This is a genomic window from Neptunomonas japonica JAMM 1380 (genome assembly GCF_016592555.1).
Classification (GTDB): domain Bacteria; phylum Pseudomonadota; class Gammaproteobacteria; order Pseudomonadales; family Balneatricaceae; genus Neptunomonas; species Neptunomonas japonica_A.
Window position 1 is genome coordinate 1,760,773 of record NZ_AP014546.1, and the last position, 18,245, is coordinate 1,779,017.

An 18,245-nucleotide genomic window follows, 5' to 3' on the forward strand; every position below is an offset into this window, starting at 1 on the left:
AGAGTGATTATGGGATGCATTAGAGTCGGGAAGGGACCCGTGTTGGTCTTAGTTCATGGGTTCTTAAGCGGACTTTCTTACTGGGATAAACAGATTGAAAGCTTAAGTACACGCTTTGAAGTTATCGCCATGGACCTGCCCGGTTATGGCGGAGAAACACAACAAACCGGTCTTGATACCGTCGCAGGCTTTGCCCGCACGATACTCGAACAGCTGGATAAGTTGGGCGTAAAAAACTTCCACCTGGTCGGGCATTCGATGGGCGGCATGATTGCTCAAGAAATAGCCCTTCAGGCGCCAGAAAGAGTTAATAGGTTGGTACTGTATGGAACCGGGCCTATGGGTGAGCTGCCTGGTCGTTTCGAGCCGCTAAAAGTCAGCATGGAAAAAGTGGAAAAGGATGGCACTGAAGAAGCCAAGCACTACACGGTCGCTAGCTGGTTTAAGCAAGGGGATAAAGACGCGAACTTTGAACCCGGAATGGAGCTGGCCAAAGATGTGTCACTGCAAACCTATATTAATGGATTGAATGCGATGGCGGGCTGGAGTGCCGTTGGGCGGCTAGATCAGATCCAGTCCCACACCTTGGTGATATGGGGAGATATAGACCGCAGCTATATATGGCAGCAGCCTTACGCTCTGTGGCAGGAGATACAAAACTCGAGTCTGGCGGTAATGCCACTGTGTTCACACAATGCGCATTTGGAAAACCCACAGCTATTTAACCAACTGCTGTACGACTTCCTAACTCATGAATGATATTTAAAACGAAAAAACACTTATCTAGGAAGGTGTGAAGTAATACAAATTTTTTGGCTAGAAACGACTGCTTAATGCCGTCTGTAGTTGAATCAAATGTGCTTGCTTGCAGCTTTCTTGATAGTGGTGCTGATAGTGATCAGAGTCACTGTTTGATTGGTCCAGTCTTATTTTTATGCGGTATTTTTTTGAGCTGGCCCCATCGTTGAGTTCTTACTGGTCATTGTCGGATGGTTATCTAGTTTCTAGCATAACTGTCAGAGTCGAGTTCGTTTACCTATCTTTTTAGGGGGAAGGTGACGGGCTCAGTAACTTTTGATAGATCCGAATTTGTGGGCATCGCGTTACGCGCTAAACGCTACGGTGGATAATAAATATGACAAGCCAAGCCAATTTGATACCGGTTAATTCCGGTCTTCCAGAATTTGAAAATAGAGATAAGCAGGAAACTAAATACACTACCTGCTACATGTGTGCCTGTCGTTGCGGTATAAAAGTAACGGTAGAAGATAACAAGGTCCGCTTTATACAAGGTAATCCCAACCATCCTGTCAACAAGGGTGTGCTGTGTGCTAAGGGTAACTCCGGCATTATGAAACAGTACTCACCTGCAAAGCTAAGCTCACCTTTGTTACGTAAGCCTGGTACTGAGCGTGGTGCGGGTGAGTTTGAAGAGATTTCTTGGGAACAAGCGTTAGATATGCTGGAAAAGCGCTTATCGCACATCCGCGCTACTGACCCTAAAAAGCTGGCATATTTTACAGGTCGTGACCAAATGCAGGCACTCACAGGTATGTGGGCTAGCCAGTTTGGTACCATCAACTGGGCTGCTCACGGCGGGTTTTGTTCCGTGAATATGGCGGCCGGTGGTCTCTATACGATGGGGCATGCCTTCTGGGAGTTTGGTGATCCTGACTGGGAAAATACGAAGTATTTCCTTATGTGGGGAGTGGCAGAAGATCACGCATCTAACCCGATTAAGCTCGGTCTAAAAAGGCTCAAAGAGCGTGGTGCTAAGTTTGTATCGGTAAACCCAGTTCGTACGGGTTACCAAGCCATTGCTGATGAGTGGGTTGCTATTCGCCCAGGCACTGACGGCATTCTTGCGTTGTCGATGGTTCATGTTCTGCTAAAAAATCAGTTGGTTGATGAAGAGTTTTTGATTCGCTATACCAACTCAGCTCAACTGGTAGTTAATACACCGGGACAGAAAGGTGATGGTCTGTTCTACCGTGCCGGTGGTGAGACTCCGCAAGTATGGGATCAGGTAACAGAAGCTTACGCGGATGCGAACCGCCCTGATGTATCGCCTGCATTATTTGGTGAATACACAGCGCCTGACGGAACACCATTGCGCACAGCAATGAGTATCATGTTAGAAAAGTATATGGGTGATGAGTACTCTCCTGAAGTGGCAGCAAAAGAGTGTGGCGTCGCGGCTGAAGATATTGAGCGAATTGCACTTGAGATGGCGCATGTTGCTTTCAAAGAGACCATCACGGTTGATGTAGAGTGGACTGACTGGGCTGGGCGTAAGCAAGATAAGTTTATTGGGCGCCCGGTATCGATGCATGCGATGCGTGGTATATCTGCTCACTCTAACGGCTTCCAAACATGCCGTGCTATCCATATGTTGCAAGTACTACTGGGAACGATTGACTGTCCGGGTGGCCATCTGGCTAAACCGCCATTCCCTAAGCATATTCCGCCTGGAATTAAGCCAGCAAAAGAGATGGCGCCCAATACGCCGTTGAAATCACCACCCCTTGGCTTCCCGACATGCCCAGAAGACTTGGCGATTGATGCTGACGGTAAGCCGTTACGTATCGATAAAGCTTACAGCTGGGATGCGCCTATATCGTGTCATGGTTTGATGCATATGGTGATTAGTAATGCGGTAAAAGGTGATCCGTACAAAATTGATACCTTGATGTTATTCATGGCCAATATGGCGTGGAACTCCAGCATGAATACTGAGCAAACTTTGGAAATGTTATGCGCCAAAGAAGATGATGGCGAATATAAGATTCCATTTATTGTTTGCTCAGATGCATTTAACTCTGAAATGGTGGCGTATTCTGACCTTGTATTGCCAGATACCACCTACTTAGAGCGTTACGACACAATTTCTATGCTCGACCGTCCAATCTCAGAACCACATGCTGCATGTGACTCTGTTCGTATTCCTGTGATTGAGCCTGATCGTAATGTGGTTTCTTGGCAGGAAGTGATGGTTGAGATGGCCGGACGACTAGGTTTTCCTGCTTTTACAACAGGAGAAGGTGAGCGTAAATACGATGATTATAAAGATTTCATCGTTAACTTCGAGAAAGAGCCAGGTATTGGTTTCTTGGCAGGTTACCGTGGTGAGAATGGTGATAAGTCGCTTCGTGGTGAGCCAAACCCTCGTCAGTGGGAAGCGTATGAAGAAAACGAAGGTTTCTTTGAATTTGAGTTAGGTATGAATCAGCGTTATATGCGCCATGCTAACCGTGACTATCTTGAGCTAGCAAAAGAAGCAGGCTGGATTGGTAATACTGATCAGATCGTTATTGAGCTTTACTCTGAAAAACTACAAACGTTCCGTTTAGCAGGGCAGGGCTTATATGACGGTCCAATGCCAACTGAAGCGCACCACAAAGAACGTTTAGTAAAGTATTTTGATCCGCTTCCTATCTATTACATGCCGTTGGAAGAGCAACGTATTGATCGTGATGAATATCCCTATCATGCAGTGAATCAGCGCCCCATGTTTATGTACCACAGCTGGGACAGCCAAAATGCTTGGTTGCGCCAAATCATGAACCAGAACTATCTGTACATGAATCGCGTAGCGGCAGAACGTGATGGCATTAAAGATATGTCCTGGGTATGGGTAGAGTCACACAACGGCAAGATTCGTGCGCAAGTTAAGTTGATGGAAGGTACTAACGAGCAAACGGTGTGGACTTGGAACGCTATCGGTAAGCGTGGCGGTGCTTGGGGCTTATCGGAAGATGCAAATGAGTCGACGGATGGTTTCTTGATGAACCACCTGATTTCCGAGCTGCTTCCACAAAAAGGCGACGAAACAGATCGTGTGACTAACTCTGACCCTATTACAGGGCAGGCCGCTTGGTATGATTTGCGAGTGAAAATCACACCCGCCGCGCAAGGCGAGACTGGTAGCTGGCCGCAGTTTGGGCCGTTGAAACCGCAGCCTAATGCGAAGCCATCTCCGGATATGCTGAGCTATACCAGCCATAAAAATGTCAATATTTTGCGCTCGCTGTCAGACATTCTGACACGGGGTGAGAAGTAACTGCAGACGGAGAATAATAAGATGAAATTAGGTCTGGTAGTTGATCTGGATTCCTGTGTTGGTTGTCATGGCTGTGCAACAGCCTGTAAGCAATGGAATACGTCGGGCACCATTGGTCCTTTGTCGGATAAAGACCCTTATGGTCGTAATCCTAATGGGGCTTGGTTAAACCGTATCCGTACTTATGAGGTGGATGATTCTCCGAACAGTAAAACGGTGCATATGCCGATGTCATGTATGCATTGTGACGACGCTGCCTGTGTCACTGTGTGCCCAACGGGTGCTTCGTATAAGCGCTCTGAAGATGGCATTGTGTTGGTCGATCAAGATAAATGCATGGGTTGTAACTTGTGCTCATGGGCTTGCCCATATGGTGCGCGTGAATTGGATCCGCAAGAAGGAACAATGAAAAAATGTACCTTGTGTGTGGATCGTATTTACGATGAAAAATTGCCGGAAGACGAGCGTAAACCTGCGTGCGTGATGACCTGTCCAACTAAGTCGCGAGTGTTTGGTGACTTCGATGACCCTAATTCAGAAGTCAGCAAATTGGTGCGTGATCGTGCCGGCAAACAGCTGCTGCCTGAGTTGGGTTATAACCCTGTAAATACTTACTTACCACCGCGTAACAAACCGGTTGTAGAGCAGTATCAGCCAGCATCGTTGAAAAATACGGTTAAAGGTTGGGTTAATAAGGTTATTTCCCGCTAATTTTTCAAGCGGCTGCGTTTGGAAATATGACAGTAGTTAGTTGTCATGTTTCCTAAAGTCGTGGTGCTTGAAAGTAGTGAAATAGATAGAGCCTGCTCCCTAGTTCAGGGAGCAGGCGCATAATAATAAAACGGCCAGCGTATTGGTCGAGAAAAACGGAGATTGTAATATGCATCCGGCTTTTTCAGTTCTAGTATTTACCGTGATGTCAGGTGCCGGTTATGGTCTGATCACATTAATGGTGCTGGGTCACATGAGTGGTTTTGCGCCTCAAGAAGATAGCGTACTGATCGGCGGCGGTGTGTTAGCGCTAGTGATGATTACCGTGGGTCTTCTTTCATCTACATTACATTTGGCAAACCCGAAAAACGCATGGCGCTCGTTCAGTCGTTTTAAAACATCGTGGTTGTCACGTGAGGCCGTGTTTGCGGTATTGTTTTACCCGTTCACCTTGATTTACCTAGCTGGTGTTTGGTTTCAAGGTGCAGAAGTAGGCACTTTTGTAGCGCTGTGCGGATTGGTGTCAGCAGTGCTTGCGATGGTGACATTGTTCTGTACGAGCATGATCTACGCTAGCTTGAAAACTATTCGTCAGTGGAACTCATCACTAACACCCGTTAACTATATAGCTTTAGGTTTGATGTCCGGGTCGTTATTGCTGGCGGCTGTTCAAGCGCTCTTTGCTGGTGAACTAGCGGCTATTCAATTGCAAATGGCAATGGGCTTGTTGGTGTTGGGAGCAGTGGTAAAAGTGGTTTACCTCTTTTGGATTGGCAAGCCCGCTGGTAGCACGATTAATACGGCAACTGGTTTTACACAGGCAAGCGTTCGTTTGCTGGACCAGGGGCATACATCAAACGGTTTTTTGAATAATGAGTTTGGTTACACGGTTGAAGCTAACAAATTAGTGCGCTTACGTCTGTTGATGCTGGCACTCGCTTTTGTCATGCCGTTTCTATTACTGCTGGCAGCGAGCAGTGCGTTAACCGTTATTGCGGCTTTGTTAGTTATCGCAGGTTTGTTGGTTGAGCGTTGGTTGTTCTTCGCTGAAGCGCGTCATGTTGTTCGCCTATTTCATGGTGATCAGCGTACGTAAGCTGAAGTGTTCCGCTAAATAAATGCGTAATGAGACAACGAAGTAGAGAGAACTGTCATGAATTTTGAAACGCGTAATCCGGCAAATGGTGAGTTGTTAGAAGCATTTGATATGCTGACTAATGAGCAGTTAGAGCAAAAGCTTAGCGTTGCAGAGCAAGCAGCAGATGCTTGGAGTTGTTCGGTTTATACTGATCGTTCAGCGTTGTTGCATGCTATTGCTCAGCAACTAACCAATAACCGCCAAACGTTAGCTGAAACCATTTCTCTTGAGATGGGTAAGTTGTTGCCGGAAGCGTTAGGAGAAGTTGATAAGTGTGCGGGAGCGTGTAGTTTTTACGCTGATAATGCCGAGCAGATGTTGCAAGATGATCTGATCGAAACACCGGCGCGTAGAAGTCTGGTGACTTATCAGCCGCTTGGCATTATCTTTGCCATTATGCCGTGGAACTTCCCTTTGTGGCAGGTCTTTCGTTGTCTTGTACCTGCGTTAATGGCGGGTAATGGTTTGTTGCTAAAGCACGCACCTAATGTGCCGCGCTGCGCAAAAGCAATTGAAAAACTGATACGCGATGCAGGTGCACCTGAAGGTCTTGTAACTGACTTAACTATCTCTGTTGAGCAGGCGGGGTTAGTCATTGCTGATCATCGTGTGCATGGCGTTGCCTTTACCGGTAGCGAAATGGCAGGGCGACAAATTGCAGCGTTAGCTGGCCAAAACCTTAAGAAAGTTGTTTTAGAGTTAGGCGGATCAGACTCGTTTATCGTGTTAGATGATGCCGATCTTAATAAAGCGATGGATGTGGCAATGCGCGCTAGGTTCGGTAATGCAGGGCAGATTTGCATCGCTTCTAAGCGTTTTCTTGTTGTGCCTAGCCGTATACAAGAGTTTACCGAGCTTATGGTGTCGCGAGTTAATGATCTGAAACATGGTGATCCATTCAGCGCTGATACGACACTGGCTCCCATGTCGCGATTAGATATACGGGACAAGGTTCATCAGCAGGTAATGGCGTCTATTTCTGAAGGTGCACGAGCATTGACGGGTTGTAAGCCCATTGACGGTGCTGGTTACTTTTATGAGCCGTCCGTCCTGGATAATGTGAAGTTAGGCATGACTGCTTTTAATGAAGAGATCTTTGGCCCCGTTGCGGCCATTGTTGCTGTTCGTGATGAAGCAGATGCAATTGCGCAGGCAAATGCTACTCGCTTTGGTTTGGGTGCAAGCATTTGGACAGAAGACCTTGAGAAAGGCGAGGCCATTCTGCGTCAGATCGATGTGGGTTGTGGTTTTGTTAATGCTCAAGTTGCCAGCGATGTTCGTATGCCATTTGGTGGCGTTAAAGCTTCAGGTATTGGTCGTGAGCTAGGGATCAGCGGTATTCGAGAGTTCTGCAACGCTAAGTCTTTGTGGGTTGCTTAGGCTATAAGCTTGCTTAGGTATTGGGCAGATATAAAAAAAACGGATGACTTGTTCATCCGTTTTTTTATGCAGGTAAAACGGCTAGCTTTCTATCCAAACGGTTAAGCCATTCTGCTTAGATCGTTGCGTAGCTCTTGGATTTTAGCAGCCATTACTTGTTCCATTTTATCCAGCTCTTCCATTAATACTGCGCGGCGGTCGCTGTTACTGTGCTTTTTTGAAAGCGTATTCAATTCTGTGATGGCGGCCATCAGAACAGGGTCGCTTCCCCCATTATCTTTACTTTTTTCTTGTGCTTGTGCGTCGGCGGCAACCACTTTATTGCATTCAAAATAGAAAGAACTACTTTCAGGCAGAGCTGAAGTCTCAGAGTTTTTAAAGTAGATTTTCAGCACTTCCTGATCATCTTTTTGGCTGAGTTTGTAGTGGCTGATAGCGTGAGGGTCAATCAATCCCATTGTTTTAAGTGTGCTGTATTCAGACATAGCTTTACCTGTTTATTCTTATATAAGTTCTTATCATTCGTAAGCGCCTGTAGGCTATCTTCAAGCATAAAGAACATGCAAGGAAGCAGTAGGGCCAGTTTGTGAGGTCTGATATGTCCAGATATGTTTGCTATAAATACTCTGGTCCTAAAAAACAAAAAATTCTGGCACTAATTAAGCACGTTACAGGCATCTATAGTTAAAGCATAATGATAAAAATCGAGCAGGAGATACGCAATGGCGACTAAAACTCAGGTACAGATTGAACTACAACCAGAAACACTTGATCTGTTTGATCGTTATCACAAATATACTGGCACTTCGCCTGAGTTTTATATTACTGAGCTTGTTGAAAAAACTTTACCTACTGTAAAAGCCATGGTTGATGCAATGGATGAAGCAAGCGAAAACCCCGATGCCGGCATCGATGTAATGGAGCTGTTTGCACGTAACATGGCATCTGCTGCTCTAGAGCAGAAAAATGCCGCTAAAGATGCTCCTCTTACTGTTTAGTGGAGTTCGCTTTTACGATTTTGGTTTTATCCCTATAAAGCGCGTCAGCTTGTTAAAGTAGGCGCGTTATATATTCCATTTTTGTTGCTATTTTCATTACAGCAACAACCAACTGTTTTATATCTTCTATACCTTTGCTATTACTATGAACCCTCGATGAGTAGTTAAAGGGATTTTATGTCTTACCCAATTGATAAAAAGCTGGTGATCGCCGTATCATCTAGTGCTTTATTTGATCTTCGTGAATCGAATTCAATTTTTGAAGAGTATGGACCTAAATCTTATAAGCAGTTTCAGGAAGATAATCTTGATAAACCTTTAGGCAAGGGCGTCGTCTTTCCTTTTATCAAGCGTTTCTTAAATATTAACAGCCGCTTTTCCGAACAAAAACCTGTTGAGGTTATCTTACTTTCGCGCAACTCAGCAGCAACGGGTAAACGTGTTTTTCGCTCGATACAGGCGTATGGGCTAGATATTACGCGTGCTGCGTTTGTTGAAGGGAAGTCTCCTTTTGAGTATGTGCCGGCCTTTAATGCATCGCTGTTTCTTTCTGCTAATGAGAACGATGTACATAATGCTATTGGTGCCGGCTTTCCAGCAGGCGTGGTAATGCCGGGCAAGTCTGTAAATGATGAAGGTAGTGAGGAGCTGAGAATTGCCTTCGATTTTGATGGTGTTATCGCTGATGATGAGGCTGAAGCTATTTTTAAGGAAGGCGGCCTTTCAGTTTTTCAGGCTTATGAAGTGATGAACTCTCATATCCCTCATAATCCGGGGTTATTGGCGGATTTGTTTAAAAAGCTCTCCTTTCTACAGCAATTAGAGGATGAGGAGATAGAGAAAAACCGCCATTACAAACGCGTAATAAGAACGGCTATTGTCACGGCTCGTAATGCACCATCGCATGAGCGTGTTATAACAACGCTTGAGTCTTGGGGGGTAAGTGCAAACGAGACTTTTTTCCTTGGAGGTATGTCGAAAGATCGAATTTTGTCGTGTTTTAAGCCACACATGTTTTTTGATGATCAGCGTACTCACCTTGATTCAAGTGCAGGAAATATCCCTATGGTACATATTCCGTTTGGGGTCGCGAACACACAAGCGCTAGAGTGACTGCTAGCTAATATAATTTAACCAGTCGCATTTCATCGTGTGAAAATGTTGGCTCTCATTTCTTCCTGTGGCGAAAACTCATGTGAGTACGTAAATACTAATGGCTTTGTAAAACCTGCTATAAAAATTTCTTATGTCCCTAACTAATGACATGTAATGGAAAAGAGAATGCCCTGCAGGTTATTATTAGTTTCCCTTTAGATCATGGCTAATTCAAAAGGAAATTGTCATTCATGTCTAAAATTGAGTTCTCGAGTTCGCAAAAAAATGTGATTGTTCAAAAGATCCAGCGTTACTTTCAAGAAGAGCTGGATCAAGAACTGGGCCAGTTTGATGCTGAATTTTTAATGGATTTCTTTTCCAAAGAGGTGGGCGCGTATTATTACAACCAAGGACTACATGACGCACAAGCAATGATTGAAAAGCAACTTGAAAGCATAGCTGATGCTATCTATGAAATTGAAAAGCCAGTTGTATTTACTCGCTAACCGTATTTGTAAAACCATTTGATAACTAATTGATTTATAATATCTGCCGTTGATAGTGTCGATCGTTGTTTTCTGTTCCAGAATGTTTATTTAATTGGTTGTTTTAAATGAAAAAAGCTCGTGTTCTTTTTGTCTGCTTGGGTAATATTTGCCGCTCACCAACAGCGCATGGTGTATTTGAAACACTGGTTGCCCAGCATGGCTTAGCGAGTGTGGTTGATGTTGACTCAGCTGGTACGGCTGCGTACCACGTTGGCAATCCGCCTGATTCACGCGCTACCAGTGCTGCAGCAGAGCGTGGTTATCAGCTAGATCACCTTCGTGCTCGTCAGGCGGTCTCTCAAGATTTTTCTGAGTTTACGCATATCCTTGCGATGGATGAGGAGAACTTACGCGAGCTTAAGGCGATAGCTCCTGCTAATTATGCAGGGCATTTAGGCCTGTTTTTGGATTTTGCTCAGTGTGTTGAGCGTGAAGTCCCTGACCCTTATTACGGTGGTGAAGCAGGTTTTGGTCATGTTTTAGATCTGGTTGAGAATGCCTCCATGGGGCTGTTGTTAAAACTTCAGCAAGTACCGCGTTGATGAGTATCGAGCAAAAATTACAGAAAAACTATTCGCTTCAAACGAGTAACACATTAGGCTTTTCTGCTTTTGCTGAATACTTTTTAGCAGTGAGGAGTGAGGCTGAGCTAGTCGCCGCTATAGATTATGCTCAGCAAAATGATCTTGCCGTGCGAGTACTTGGCGGCGGGAGCAATGTATTAATGGCACCGCAGATTGATGGTCTTGTTATCCGTATTGATATTATGGGTAAAAAAGTTCTTCATGAAGGCGTTGCGAATCGCGCTCTTGCAACAGAGGTTGTCGATATTGTTGTAGGGGGAGGCGAGAATTGGCACGAAACTGTTGAGTGGAGTGTTGCTCAAAGCTTGTCTGGCATGGAGACAATGGCTCTTATCCCTGGTCGTGTTGGGGCTGCTCCTGTGCAGAATATTGGCGCTTACGGGCAAGAGATGAAAGATATTGTCTTCAAGGTGCGCGCATATCAGTTAGAGACGGGGCGCTTTGTTGAGTTATTCAATGATGATTGTGGTTTTGCATATCGCGATAGCGTATTTAAGCAGTCCCCAGGGCAATTCATTATAACCGAAGTGGTACTTAGGCTTTCTTGCCATCAAGACGAGAGCATTCGATATGCAGCATTACAGAGCTATTTTAGGGATCAGGGCATTAGTCAGCCTGATATAAAGCAAATTTTTAATGCGGTTTGCGCTGTACGCCGTAGTAAGTTGCCTGATCCAGAATTGTTAGGTAATGCAGGGAGTTTTTTTAAAAACCCAGTGATTACTCAGACTCAGTTTGATCAGCTGAAGCTACAATGGCCGGGCCTCGTTGCTTACCCAGAAAACAAGGGCTTTATGAAGCTTGCTGCGGGCTGGTTGATTGATCAGTGCGACTGGAAAGGTAAGCGTGTAGGGCATGTTGGCGTGTATGAAAAACAAGCGTTAGTGTTAGTACATTTTGGCGGCGGTGATCGAACCGAATTACTCGCATTAGCGTCTGATATTCAAGCATCTGTACTAGCTACTTTCAGCGTAGAATTGGAAATGGAGCCTCAGCTTTTTCCCTTCGTATAATTTGTTAATTCTTCAATTTGTCTACTATAGTCCCAAGGCCGTTATAAAAAGTGGCATGTCTAAAAATAATAAAAATAGGCGGTTTGTGCGGCCGTCAGCCTTGGAGCGCCAAAGTGAAAAACTTTAAAATAAAGCAAAAGATCCTAATTCTAACGGCCATTCCGTTGATCTTAACCGTTGCCGCTATTATGACGGTATCGACCTACCAGATGCGCACTTTGGGCATGCAGGAGGTTGAACAAATTCGCTATACCATGATGGCTTCCAAGCAAGAATCGTTACGAAATTATATGGAAATCACCGCCACCTCGATTCGTCCTATTCTTGAAACAGAAAGTGATATTTTTACGGCACGCGAAAAAGTAAAAACTGCATTACGATCAATCTCCTATGGTGATGATGATGGTTACGTTTTTGCTTTTGATTATGAGGGTGTCACTAAGGTCCATCCTGCAAAGCCTGAGTTGGAAGGTAAGAACTTGATTAATCTAGTTGATGTGAATGGTGTGCGGTTAATCGAAGACCTTGTAAGTGCTGCACGAAACGGTGGTGGTTATGTAAGCTATTTATGGGATAAGCCTTCGAAAGGGCGCGAGGTTCCTAAGCTTAGTTATGCTATTGCGCTTAAAGAGTTTGGTTGGATGCTTGGGACAGGTTTTTATATCGATGATATAGATGATGCTGTTTTGTTAAAGCAGCAAGAAGTAGATGAGAAAATTCAAATGATGATGATCTTATCGCTTTCAGTGGGGCTGGCAATTTTGATCTTGATTATTATTGTTAACTTGTGGTTTTCAAACCGCGCGCTGGTCCAGCCTATTCGTGAATTGGCAGAAAGTGCCCGCCAAATGAGTTTGGGTAAAATGGATACTGTCATTACGGTCAACTCAAAAGACGAAATAGGTGAGCTTGCCGATGCGATTGGTCGTATGCAGAAAAGCCTTAAAGTGATCTTCAAAAAATTAAAGCAAACACCGAGGAATTAGCGTTGTCAGTGTTGTCTGTTTAGAAAAGTAAAAAGGCAGGTTATCTTGCCTTTTTATCTATAAACCTCTCAAATAAAATGTAAATTACTTGTAATGATCTATGCTAAAAGCATTGTTTATAGCCTCTTGGGTGTCTTTAGGATGATTGCCCGTCTCTTCAGGATGAATGCATGAAGAAAAGTGTTTCTGACTTTTTGATCGCTATTGGTGTTTTTCTTGTCGCTAATTTCGTTGCTGTTTTATCAGGGTTTAATGAGCATTGGGTTTTATGGACTTCGGATTACTCTGCGGTTGGGCTTAATGAGTTACCAGTAGCGTTAGCGTTTCTATCTTTGGCCTTGGCTTGGTATGCTTGGCGACGCCTGCAAGATGCTAATGCTAGTCATCAGGAATTGTCTAAAATAGTAGAGCAGCTGAGTGAGCAAGTGGAAGAAAGAAAGCTTGCTGTGGAACAGGCACAAGTACTCTCTGAGACTAAAAATGAGATGCTGGAATACGAGTATCTACGTAGTAAAAAGTTGCAGCAGGTTCGTATGATGAGTGATGCATTAGCTGCTGCCAGTACATTAGATGAGCTGCAGGAAATATCAGTTAAGTATTTAAAAAACCTGATACCTGATCATACGGTTGCTGTGCTGTTTGCTAATAAGGCCTTTGAGAACTGGGCCTTGGCAGGCGCTTGGGGCGAGCATAAAGATAAAGTCTATCCTAATGTTAAGCTAGAAGAGTGTCAGGTTTTACAGCAGGGGAGGCCTTATATTGACTCTTCAAATACGCAAAAAATGCTGTGTGATAATGCTAATTTAACCACAATAAAAAGTGTGGCTTGTTACCCTATTACTTGTCACGAAATGCAGTTTGGTGTTTTGCATATTCGCTCAGAGCGGCTAACAGAGTCGTTATTATCCAAAGAGGATGAACAACGAATTATAGCGGTCTGTAACACTATCGGTTTGCATTTTAATAACGCGCAGCTGCGAACCGAACTGAGTATGGCTTCTAACCGTGATGAGCTAACGGGGCTGTTAAACCGTAGAGGTTTGGGTAATACCTTAAAACGAGAAGTAACTACTTCTGGTCAGCAGGGATATGAAGTTACCGTCGCTATGATCGATATTGATCATTTCAAAAGTTATAATGACTCATTCGGCCATCAAGAAGGCGATAAGGCATTAAAGTTTGTTGCAGAAACGCTGGCTAAAAATATGAGAGCCCGAGATGTTGTTGCAAGATATGGCGGAGAAGAATTCATTCTTGTGCTACCTAATACCAGTAAAATAATCGCTTATAAAAAGCTTAAAATGCTGATTGCGACAGTGGCTAAAGATTCTGAAATTAGCCCGGATTGTAAGCGTGCAATCACGTTATCTGCAGGTATTGCGACCTGTCCGCAGGATAAAAATAGTGAAGAAGCATTGATTAAATCGGCAGATTTGGCATTGTATGCGGCTAAAAAGCGTGGTCGAAACTGTGTGATGGCGTATAAGGCCGCTAGCACAAAAGTCTCGGCTGCTAAGCAGCCTGCCGCGGTTAGTATTATTCCTACCAAACAGGTTAAGTAACCTAGAGTAAGTCCTTCCATGATTTTATACATAGCGGAAAAGCCCAGCCTTGGGCGTGCTATCGCTGATGCATTACCAAAGCCACATAAAAAAGCGGATGGTTGCATCCATGTAGGTAATGGGGATGTAGTGAGCTGGTGCATTGGCCATTTATTAGAACAAGCCCAACCTGAAGCTTATAATCCTGCCTTTAAAAAATGGACCATTCAGCACCTTCCTATTGTGCCCAGCGAGTGGAAGCTCGAAATTAAATCAAAAACCCGCAAACAGTTTACGGTACTAAAAAGGCTGATCAAACAAGCAGATCTGCTTGTAAATGCCGGGGACCCCGATCGCGAAGGGCAGATACTGGTTGATGAGGTTATTAGTTTTAGTGGTGTTTCTAAAGCAAAACGAGAGTCAGTAAAACGCTGCTTAATCAGTGATTTAAATATAAACTCGGTTAAAAAATCTTTGAGTAACTTACGTAGTAATGCTGAATTTGTTCCTTTGGCGACATCTGCATTGGCAAGAGCGCGTGCAGATTGGCTATATGGCATTAATATGACACGTTTATGTACTCTGCAAGGCCAGAAAGCGGGTTTTAACGGCGTATTGTCGATAGGGAGGGTACAAACTCCTCTATTAGGCTTGGTAGTGCATAGAGACTTAGAGATTAAGGATTTTGTGTCTAAGCCTTTTTATGAAGTATTTGTTACTTTAAAAACAACGAAATGTGAATGCTATAAAGCTAAATGGAAACCTAGCGAAGCTTGTGAGCCCTATATGGATGAGGGGGGGCGAGTTCTCTCTAAAAAATTAGCTGAGAACGTTGTGACACGAGTTTCAGGTCACAGTGGCGCTGTTGTAAAAGTACTGCAGAACAAGAAAAAACAGGCCGCACCACTGCCTTATAATTTATCTTCTTTACAAATTGATGCCGCCAAACGATATGGTTTAAGTGCTAAGCAAGTGCTTGATATATGTCAGCAGCTGTATGAAAAACATAAGCTCATTACCTACCCCCGTTCTGATTGTCGTTATTTACCATTGGAGCACTTTAGTGGTGCTGGATATGTTGTTAGTGCTATTGCAAAAACTTGTCCTGAATTAGAAAAAGCGGTTGCTAGCGCTGATCTGAAATTAAAAAGTAAGGCATGGAATGACACTAAAATTAGTGCCCATCATGCGATTATCCCTACGGCGAAAGCAATGGTGACGAGTCGTTTGTCGTCTGGGGAGGTCAATGTTTACGAACTGATTGCTCGGCAATATTTAATACAGTTTTATCCGCCTTTTGAGTATTTAGACAAACAGATTGATACTGAAGTGGCAGGAGGATTGTTTGTCGCCAAGCAAAAAGATGTATTGGTGCAAGGCTGGAAAAGCTTGTTCCCCGCCGTAAAGCAGGCGAGCGCCCTGGCTACTGGAGGTGATTCTGGAGATGGATTTTCAAGCGTAAACTTTCCTGACGTAAAACAGGGTGATACAGTCTTGTGTTTAGAAGCGGACTTATCTGAAAAGCAAACGAGCCCGCCTAAGCATTTTACTGATGCCACGTTATTATCTGCTATGACAGGTATCGCGCGTTACGTACAAGACCCCACTATTAAAAAAGTGTTAAGAGAAACGGATGGTTTAGGAACAGAGGCAACGCGGGCAGGGATTATTGAGTTGTTATTTGCACGGCAGTTCTTAACAAGAATTGGCAAAGATATTCGCGCAACAGAAGTGGGCATTCAATTAATTACTAGCTTGCCTGACAATATGGCACATCCCGATATGACTGCGCATTGGGAATCTCAATTAGAAGCGATAAGCCAGCGTGAAATGAAGTACGCTCATTTTATGGAGCCGATGACCAACAGTTTGCAGCAGTTGATTGAAGAGGTTCGTTTGGTTCAATTTCAAGGCCTACGAGGGCAGGGGAAGGCTCCGGCTAAAAAGCGCAGGAGAAAGAAAGCATCATGAGTGCTCCTGGAGATAACTTTATTGCGCCTTTGTGTGAAGAGCAGGTAGGCATACTTTTTCAAGATGAACATATTCTATTGATCAATAAGCCAAGTGGCCTGTTAAGCTTGTCGGGTAAAAATCCTTTGAATAAGGATTCGGTACATTTTCGTTTATCGCAAATGTTTCCGGGTATTACTATGGTGCATCGTCTTGATTTTGGAACGTCGGGTATTATGGTGCTGGCTTTTAATAAAACGGTTAATGCAAACCTTACTAAACAGTTTCAAAATAGAACGGTACAAAAAACCTATATTAGTGTTTTGAGTGGCCATTTAGATTGTGAGCACGGCAGTATTGATGCACCTATAGCGAAAGACCCTCCCAACTTTCCTTATCAAAAAATCTGTTATGAAAAAGGTAAGCAAGCACTTAGTCGTTTCAAGGTGTTATCTACATCGAGTAACCCGGACATAAGCCGGGTATTATTTACGCCAGAGACGGGTCGAACCCATCAATTGCGTATTCATAGTCGTGAGATGGGCTTCCCGATTATAGGTTGCGATCTGTATGGAACACCGCAAACCCAATCTATGTCTAGTCGACTTTTATTGCACGCTTTAACCTTGGATTTTGATCATCCCATAACAGGTGAGAGGGTTAAGGGACGGTGTGAGTGCCCATTCTAAAGTGACTATCTTAAAACTAGCAAAATAATTTATTCGTCGAGCAGTGTTTGTATTCAATATTTTGCCCGTCAGCGAAGATACATGTTCGGGTATAGAATAATAGTGATCTCATAAGTCAATGTATGAGTAAGGCGAGTGATAATTAAGGGTTCTGTTTCGCGAAAAGAAGTAGAAGTGTAGGTTTTTTGCTTGTATAAGCGCCATGGTAATTCAGAGTTCTCCAGAAATATTCTCGATGATAGCACTTAGGGAAATGTTGCAGAAATATAGGCTGCTAAACATTGGCAATGTAAACTATTCGAAAATAAACACGCGAAGATCTTAGCTGGTATCGCAAGATAGCAAGCCTGATTTCAGGGCTTATCTTCTTGCACAAGGAGTAAGAATGTTTTGGAAAGCTAAACAAGACCGTGATTGGGATTTAAAAAAGCTCACTGATGAGCAGCTAGAATCCCTCCCTCTAAAAGAACTGCAACGAATAAGAAACAAGCGTTGGGCGAATGGTTTAGAGGAGCTTCAAACAAGAGCTCAAGATGAGCTTGATCGAAGAGATCCTCGTATTAACTGGTGTTGCCTGCGTTGCGGAAAGAAAAAATTTCATGAAAAAGAAATTCGTGTTTCAGGTGGTTTTTTTGAAAGCTATATAGGTTGGGAAAGAAACAAATACCACGCTATTGTATGCAACTACTGTGGGAAAACAGAATTTTATAATGTTCTTATGTCAGGCGCTGAGCAAAGTATTGGCTTCTTTGGTAGCTAAAGTTGCGTATTAAAAAAGCGGCTATTGCCGGTTTTATGAGTTTGATGTGCGAAAGTCATTAGTGAGAAGGGTTATTATTTCAAAAAGTTATCAATAGAGTCCTCAAGCGCTCCGCGATGATTTGTTTTGCGCGGTTGTATAGCGGTTATCTGAGGTTGAATTAAGTCTAGTTTTGGTTGTTTCTTCTGTTGTGGGACCATCGCACGCACAATGACTGCTTTGGCGTGTTTAAGGTGGGAAAGAGCAAGCGGTTTTTCATCTTGTGTAATAAACTGCTGTGCTTGGTGTATGTGTGCATCAGCAACTATTGAGATATTTAGCCAGTAAAGCTCTTGACCATAGTTTTCAGCTAGCAATGGCGATAACTTGCCCTTTTTTAGCATTTGATTAAGTAGTTTTTCAGTAAAGTTGATGTAAATTTGGAAGCGCTTTAAATCTTTGTCGCTGTTGAACACACCTTGCCCAGGCGCGGTTCTATCAGCTGTTTCTTTTTGATTATTTACTTGTGTCATTAGATCAGAATCAGGTGCTAATTGGCTGATCTCTTCTATTTGCACCATGGCATGGTTATTAAGCTTTTCTAAGATTTCTGGTTTACAGCCAGCTGCTTTGAGTGTTGCAATGGCGTCTAATGTATTAAAAGTTTGCTTGCGCAGCCAGTCTAGGCGCTCATGTTTAGCCGTTGTATTGTATTCTCTTTGAGAAATGAAATAGTTGATAGCCAGCGCAATTGCACCAATAACAGCTATTATGACGATATAAATCAGATTATCTTGCAACATGGTATGAAAC

Annotated in this window: 17 protein-coding genes; 15 read left to right on the top strand and 2 right to left on the bottom strand. The window is 43.7% G+C overall.

The annotated features are described in order from the left end of the window. Positions 1-9 precede the first annotated feature (9 nt). The 5 genes from NEJAP_RS08255 to NEJAP_RS08275 all read left to right on the top strand — a co-directional run bounded on the left by NEJAP_RS08255 (position 10) and on the right by NEJAP_RS08275 (position 7,289). On the top strand, positions 10-759 hold the full coding sequence (locus NEJAP_RS08255) for an alpha/beta fold hydrolase (protein WP_201350158.1): 750 nt from the start codon (positions 10-12) through the stop codon (positions 757-759). Positions 760-1,135: 376 nt separating this feature from the next. Next, entirely contained in the window at positions 1,136-4,060 is a 2,925-nt protein-coding gene (locus NEJAP_RS08260; RefSeq protein ID WP_201350159.1) for a molybdopterin oxidoreductase family protein, read from the top strand. Positions 4,061-4,081: 21 nt separating this feature from the next. Next, positions 4,082-4,771: a 4Fe-4S dicluster domain-containing protein gene (locus tag NEJAP_RS08265; RefSeq protein ID WP_201350160.1), complete on the top strand. Its 690-nt coding sequence runs from the start codon at positions 4,082-4,084 to the stop codon at positions 4,769-4,771. A 169-nt stretch (positions 4,772-4,940) separates the two neighbouring features. Beyond that, positions 4,941-5,867 carry a dimethyl sulfoxide reductase anchor subunit family protein gene (locus NEJAP_RS08270; RefSeq protein ID WP_201350161.1) on the top strand — a complete coding sequence of 309 codons (927 nt, stop codon included), beginning with the start codon at positions 4,941-4,943 and terminating at the stop codon, positions 5,865-5,867. A gap of 57 nt (positions 5,868-5,924) precedes the next feature. Then, positions 5,925-7,289, top strand: coding sequence for an NAD-dependent succinate-semialdehyde dehydrogenase (locus NEJAP_RS08275; RefSeq protein WP_201350162.1), 1,365 nt, complete (start codon positions 5,925-5,927; stop codon positions 7,287-7,289). Between the two features lie 101 nt (positions 7,290-7,390). On the opposite strand, the gene NEJAP_RS08280 is transcribed toward NEJAP_RS08275, so the two are convergent. Further along, a complete protein-coding gene (locus tag NEJAP_RS08280; RefSeq protein WP_201350163.1) occupies positions 7,391-7,774 on the bottom strand; it encodes a DUF3461 family protein in 384 nt (127 codons plus the stop codon). A gap of 237 nt (positions 7,775-8,011) precedes the next feature. Here NEJAP_RS08280 and NEJAP_RS08285 point away from each other — a divergent pair, with 237 nt between their 5' ends. From NEJAP_RS08285 to NEJAP_RS08330, 10 genes are all read left to right on the top strand, one after another. Beyond that, positions 8,012-8,287 (top strand): hypothetical protein, encoded by a 276-nt coding sequence (locus tag NEJAP_RS08285; RefSeq protein ID WP_201350164.1) that lies wholly within the window; start codon positions 8,012-8,014, stop codon positions 8,285-8,287. A 177-nt stretch (positions 8,288-8,464) separates the two neighbouring features. Next, positions 8,465-9,400: a 5'-nucleotidase gene (locus tag NEJAP_RS08290; protein ID WP_201350165.1), complete on the top strand. Its 936-nt coding sequence runs from the start codon at positions 8,465-8,467 to the stop codon at positions 9,398-9,400. A 233-nt stretch (positions 9,401-9,633) separates the two neighbouring features. Continuing rightward, entirely contained in the window at positions 9,634-9,888 is a 255-nt protein-coding gene (locus NEJAP_RS08295) for a DUF2164 domain-containing protein (RefSeq protein ID WP_201350166.1), read from the top strand. A gap of 107 nt (positions 9,889-9,995) precedes the next feature. After that, positions 9,996-10,472, top strand: coding sequence for a low molecular weight protein-tyrosine-phosphatase (locus NEJAP_RS08300; protein WP_201350167.1), 477 nt, complete (start codon positions 9,996-9,998; stop codon positions 10,470-10,472). Continuing rightward, a complete protein-coding gene (murB, locus tag NEJAP_RS08305; RefSeq protein WP_201350168.1) occupies positions 10,472-11,527 on the top strand; it encodes a UDP-N-acetylmuramate dehydrogenase in 1,056 nt (351 codons plus the stop codon). Before NEJAP_RS08300 ends, murB begins: the two co-directional genes overlap by 1 nt. Before the next feature lie 113 nt (positions 11,528-11,640). Further along, entirely contained in the window at positions 11,641-12,513 is an 873-nt protein-coding gene (locus NEJAP_RS08310) for a cache domain-containing protein (RefSeq protein WP_201350169.1), read from the top strand. A gap of 170 nt (positions 12,514-12,683) precedes the next feature. Beyond that, on the top strand, positions 12,684-14,075 hold the full coding sequence (locus tag NEJAP_RS08315; protein WP_201350170.1) for a GGDEF domain-containing protein: 1,392 nt from the start codon (positions 12,684-12,686) through the stop codon (positions 14,073-14,075). Between the two features lie 18 nt (positions 14,076-14,093). Next, a complete protein-coding gene (locus tag NEJAP_RS08320) occupies positions 14,094-16,025 on the top strand; it encodes a DNA topoisomerase III (RefSeq protein ID WP_201350171.1) in 1,932 nt (643 codons plus the stop codon). Next, entirely contained in the window at positions 16,022-16,693 is a 672-nt protein-coding gene (locus NEJAP_RS08325; protein ID WP_201350172.1) for an RluA family pseudouridine synthase, read from the top strand. Before NEJAP_RS08320 ends, NEJAP_RS08325 begins: the two co-directional genes overlap by 4 nt. A 385-nt stretch (positions 16,694-17,078) precedes the next feature. Continuing rightward, on the top strand, positions 17,079-17,453 hold the full coding sequence (locus NEJAP_RS08330) for a zinc ribbon domain-containing protein (RefSeq protein ID WP_201350173.1): 375 nt from the start codon (positions 17,079-17,081) through the stop codon (positions 17,451-17,453). A gap of 74 nt (positions 17,454-17,527) precedes the next feature. Here NEJAP_RS08330 and NEJAP_RS08335 read toward each other — a convergent pair whose 3' ends face one another. Then, positions 17,528-18,235: a DNA topoisomerase I gene (locus NEJAP_RS08335; RefSeq protein ID WP_201350174.1), complete on the bottom strand. Its 708-nt coding sequence runs from the start codon at positions 18,233-18,235 to the stop codon at positions 17,528-17,530. Positions 18,236-18,245 lie beyond the last annotated feature (10 nt).

What these genes read in the sequence shown, in the direction of transcription:
- NEJAP_RS08255 (WP_201350158.1), top strand. Translation starts at nt 10, where the DNA reads ATGGGATGCATTAGAGTCGGGAAGGGACCCGTGTTGGTCTTAGTTCAT.
- murB (WP_201350168.1), top strand. Translation starts at nt 10,472, where the DNA reads ATGAGTATCGAGCAAAAATTACAGAAAAACTATTCGCTTCAAACGAGT.
- NEJAP_RS08275 (WP_201350162.1), top strand. Translation starts at nt 5,925, where the DNA reads ATGAATTTTGAAACGCGTAATCCGGCAAATGGTGAGTTGTTAGAAGCA.
- NEJAP_RS08280 (WP_201350163.1), bottom strand. Translation starts at nt 7,774, where the DNA reads ATGTCTGAATACAGCACACTTAAAACAATGGGATTGATTGACCCTCAC.
- NEJAP_RS08265 (WP_201350160.1), top strand. Translation starts at nt 4,082, where the DNA reads ATGAAATTAGGTCTGGTAGTTGATCTGGATTCCTGTGTTGGTTGTCAT.
- NEJAP_RS08285 (WP_201350164.1), top strand. Translation starts at nt 8,012, where the DNA reads ATGGCGACTAAAACTCAGGTACAGATTGAACTACAACCAGAAACACTT.
- NEJAP_RS08295 (WP_201350166.1), top strand. Translation starts at nt 9,634, where the DNA reads ATGTCTAAAATTGAGTTCTCGAGTTCGCAAAAAAATGTGATTGTTCAA.
- NEJAP_RS08330 (WP_201350173.1), top strand. Translation starts at nt 17,079, where the DNA reads ATGTTTTGGAAAGCTAAACAAGACCGTGATTGGGATTTAAAAAAGCTC.
- NEJAP_RS08335 (WP_201350174.1), bottom strand. Translation starts at nt 18,235, where the DNA reads ATGTTGCAAGATAATCTGATTTATATCGTCATAATAGCTGTTATTGGT.
- NEJAP_RS08270 (WP_201350161.1), top strand. Translation starts at nt 4,941, where the DNA reads ATGCATCCGGCTTTTTCAGTTCTAGTATTTACCGTGATGTCAGGTGCC.
- NEJAP_RS08300 (WP_201350167.1), top strand. Translation starts at nt 9,996, where the DNA reads ATGAAAAAAGCTCGTGTTCTTTTTGTCTGCTTGGGTAATATTTGCCGC.
- NEJAP_RS08325 (WP_201350172.1), top strand. Translation starts at nt 16,022, where the DNA reads ATGAGTGCTCCTGGAGATAACTTTATTGCGCCTTTGTGTGAAGAGCAG.
- NEJAP_RS08260 (WP_201350159.1), top strand. Translation starts at nt 1,136, where the DNA reads ATGACAAGCCAAGCCAATTTGATACCGGTTAATTCCGGTCTTCCAGAA.
- NEJAP_RS08320 (WP_201350171.1), top strand. Translation starts at nt 14,094, where the DNA reads ATGATTTTATACATAGCGGAAAAGCCCAGCCTTGGGCGTGCTATCGCT.
- NEJAP_RS08315 (WP_201350170.1), top strand. Translation starts at nt 12,684, where the DNA reads ATGAAGAAAAGTGTTTCTGACTTTTTGATCGCTATTGGTGTTTTTCTT.
- NEJAP_RS08290 (WP_201350165.1), top strand. Translation starts at nt 8,465, where the DNA reads ATGTCTTACCCAATTGATAAAAAGCTGGTGATCGCCGTATCATCTAGT.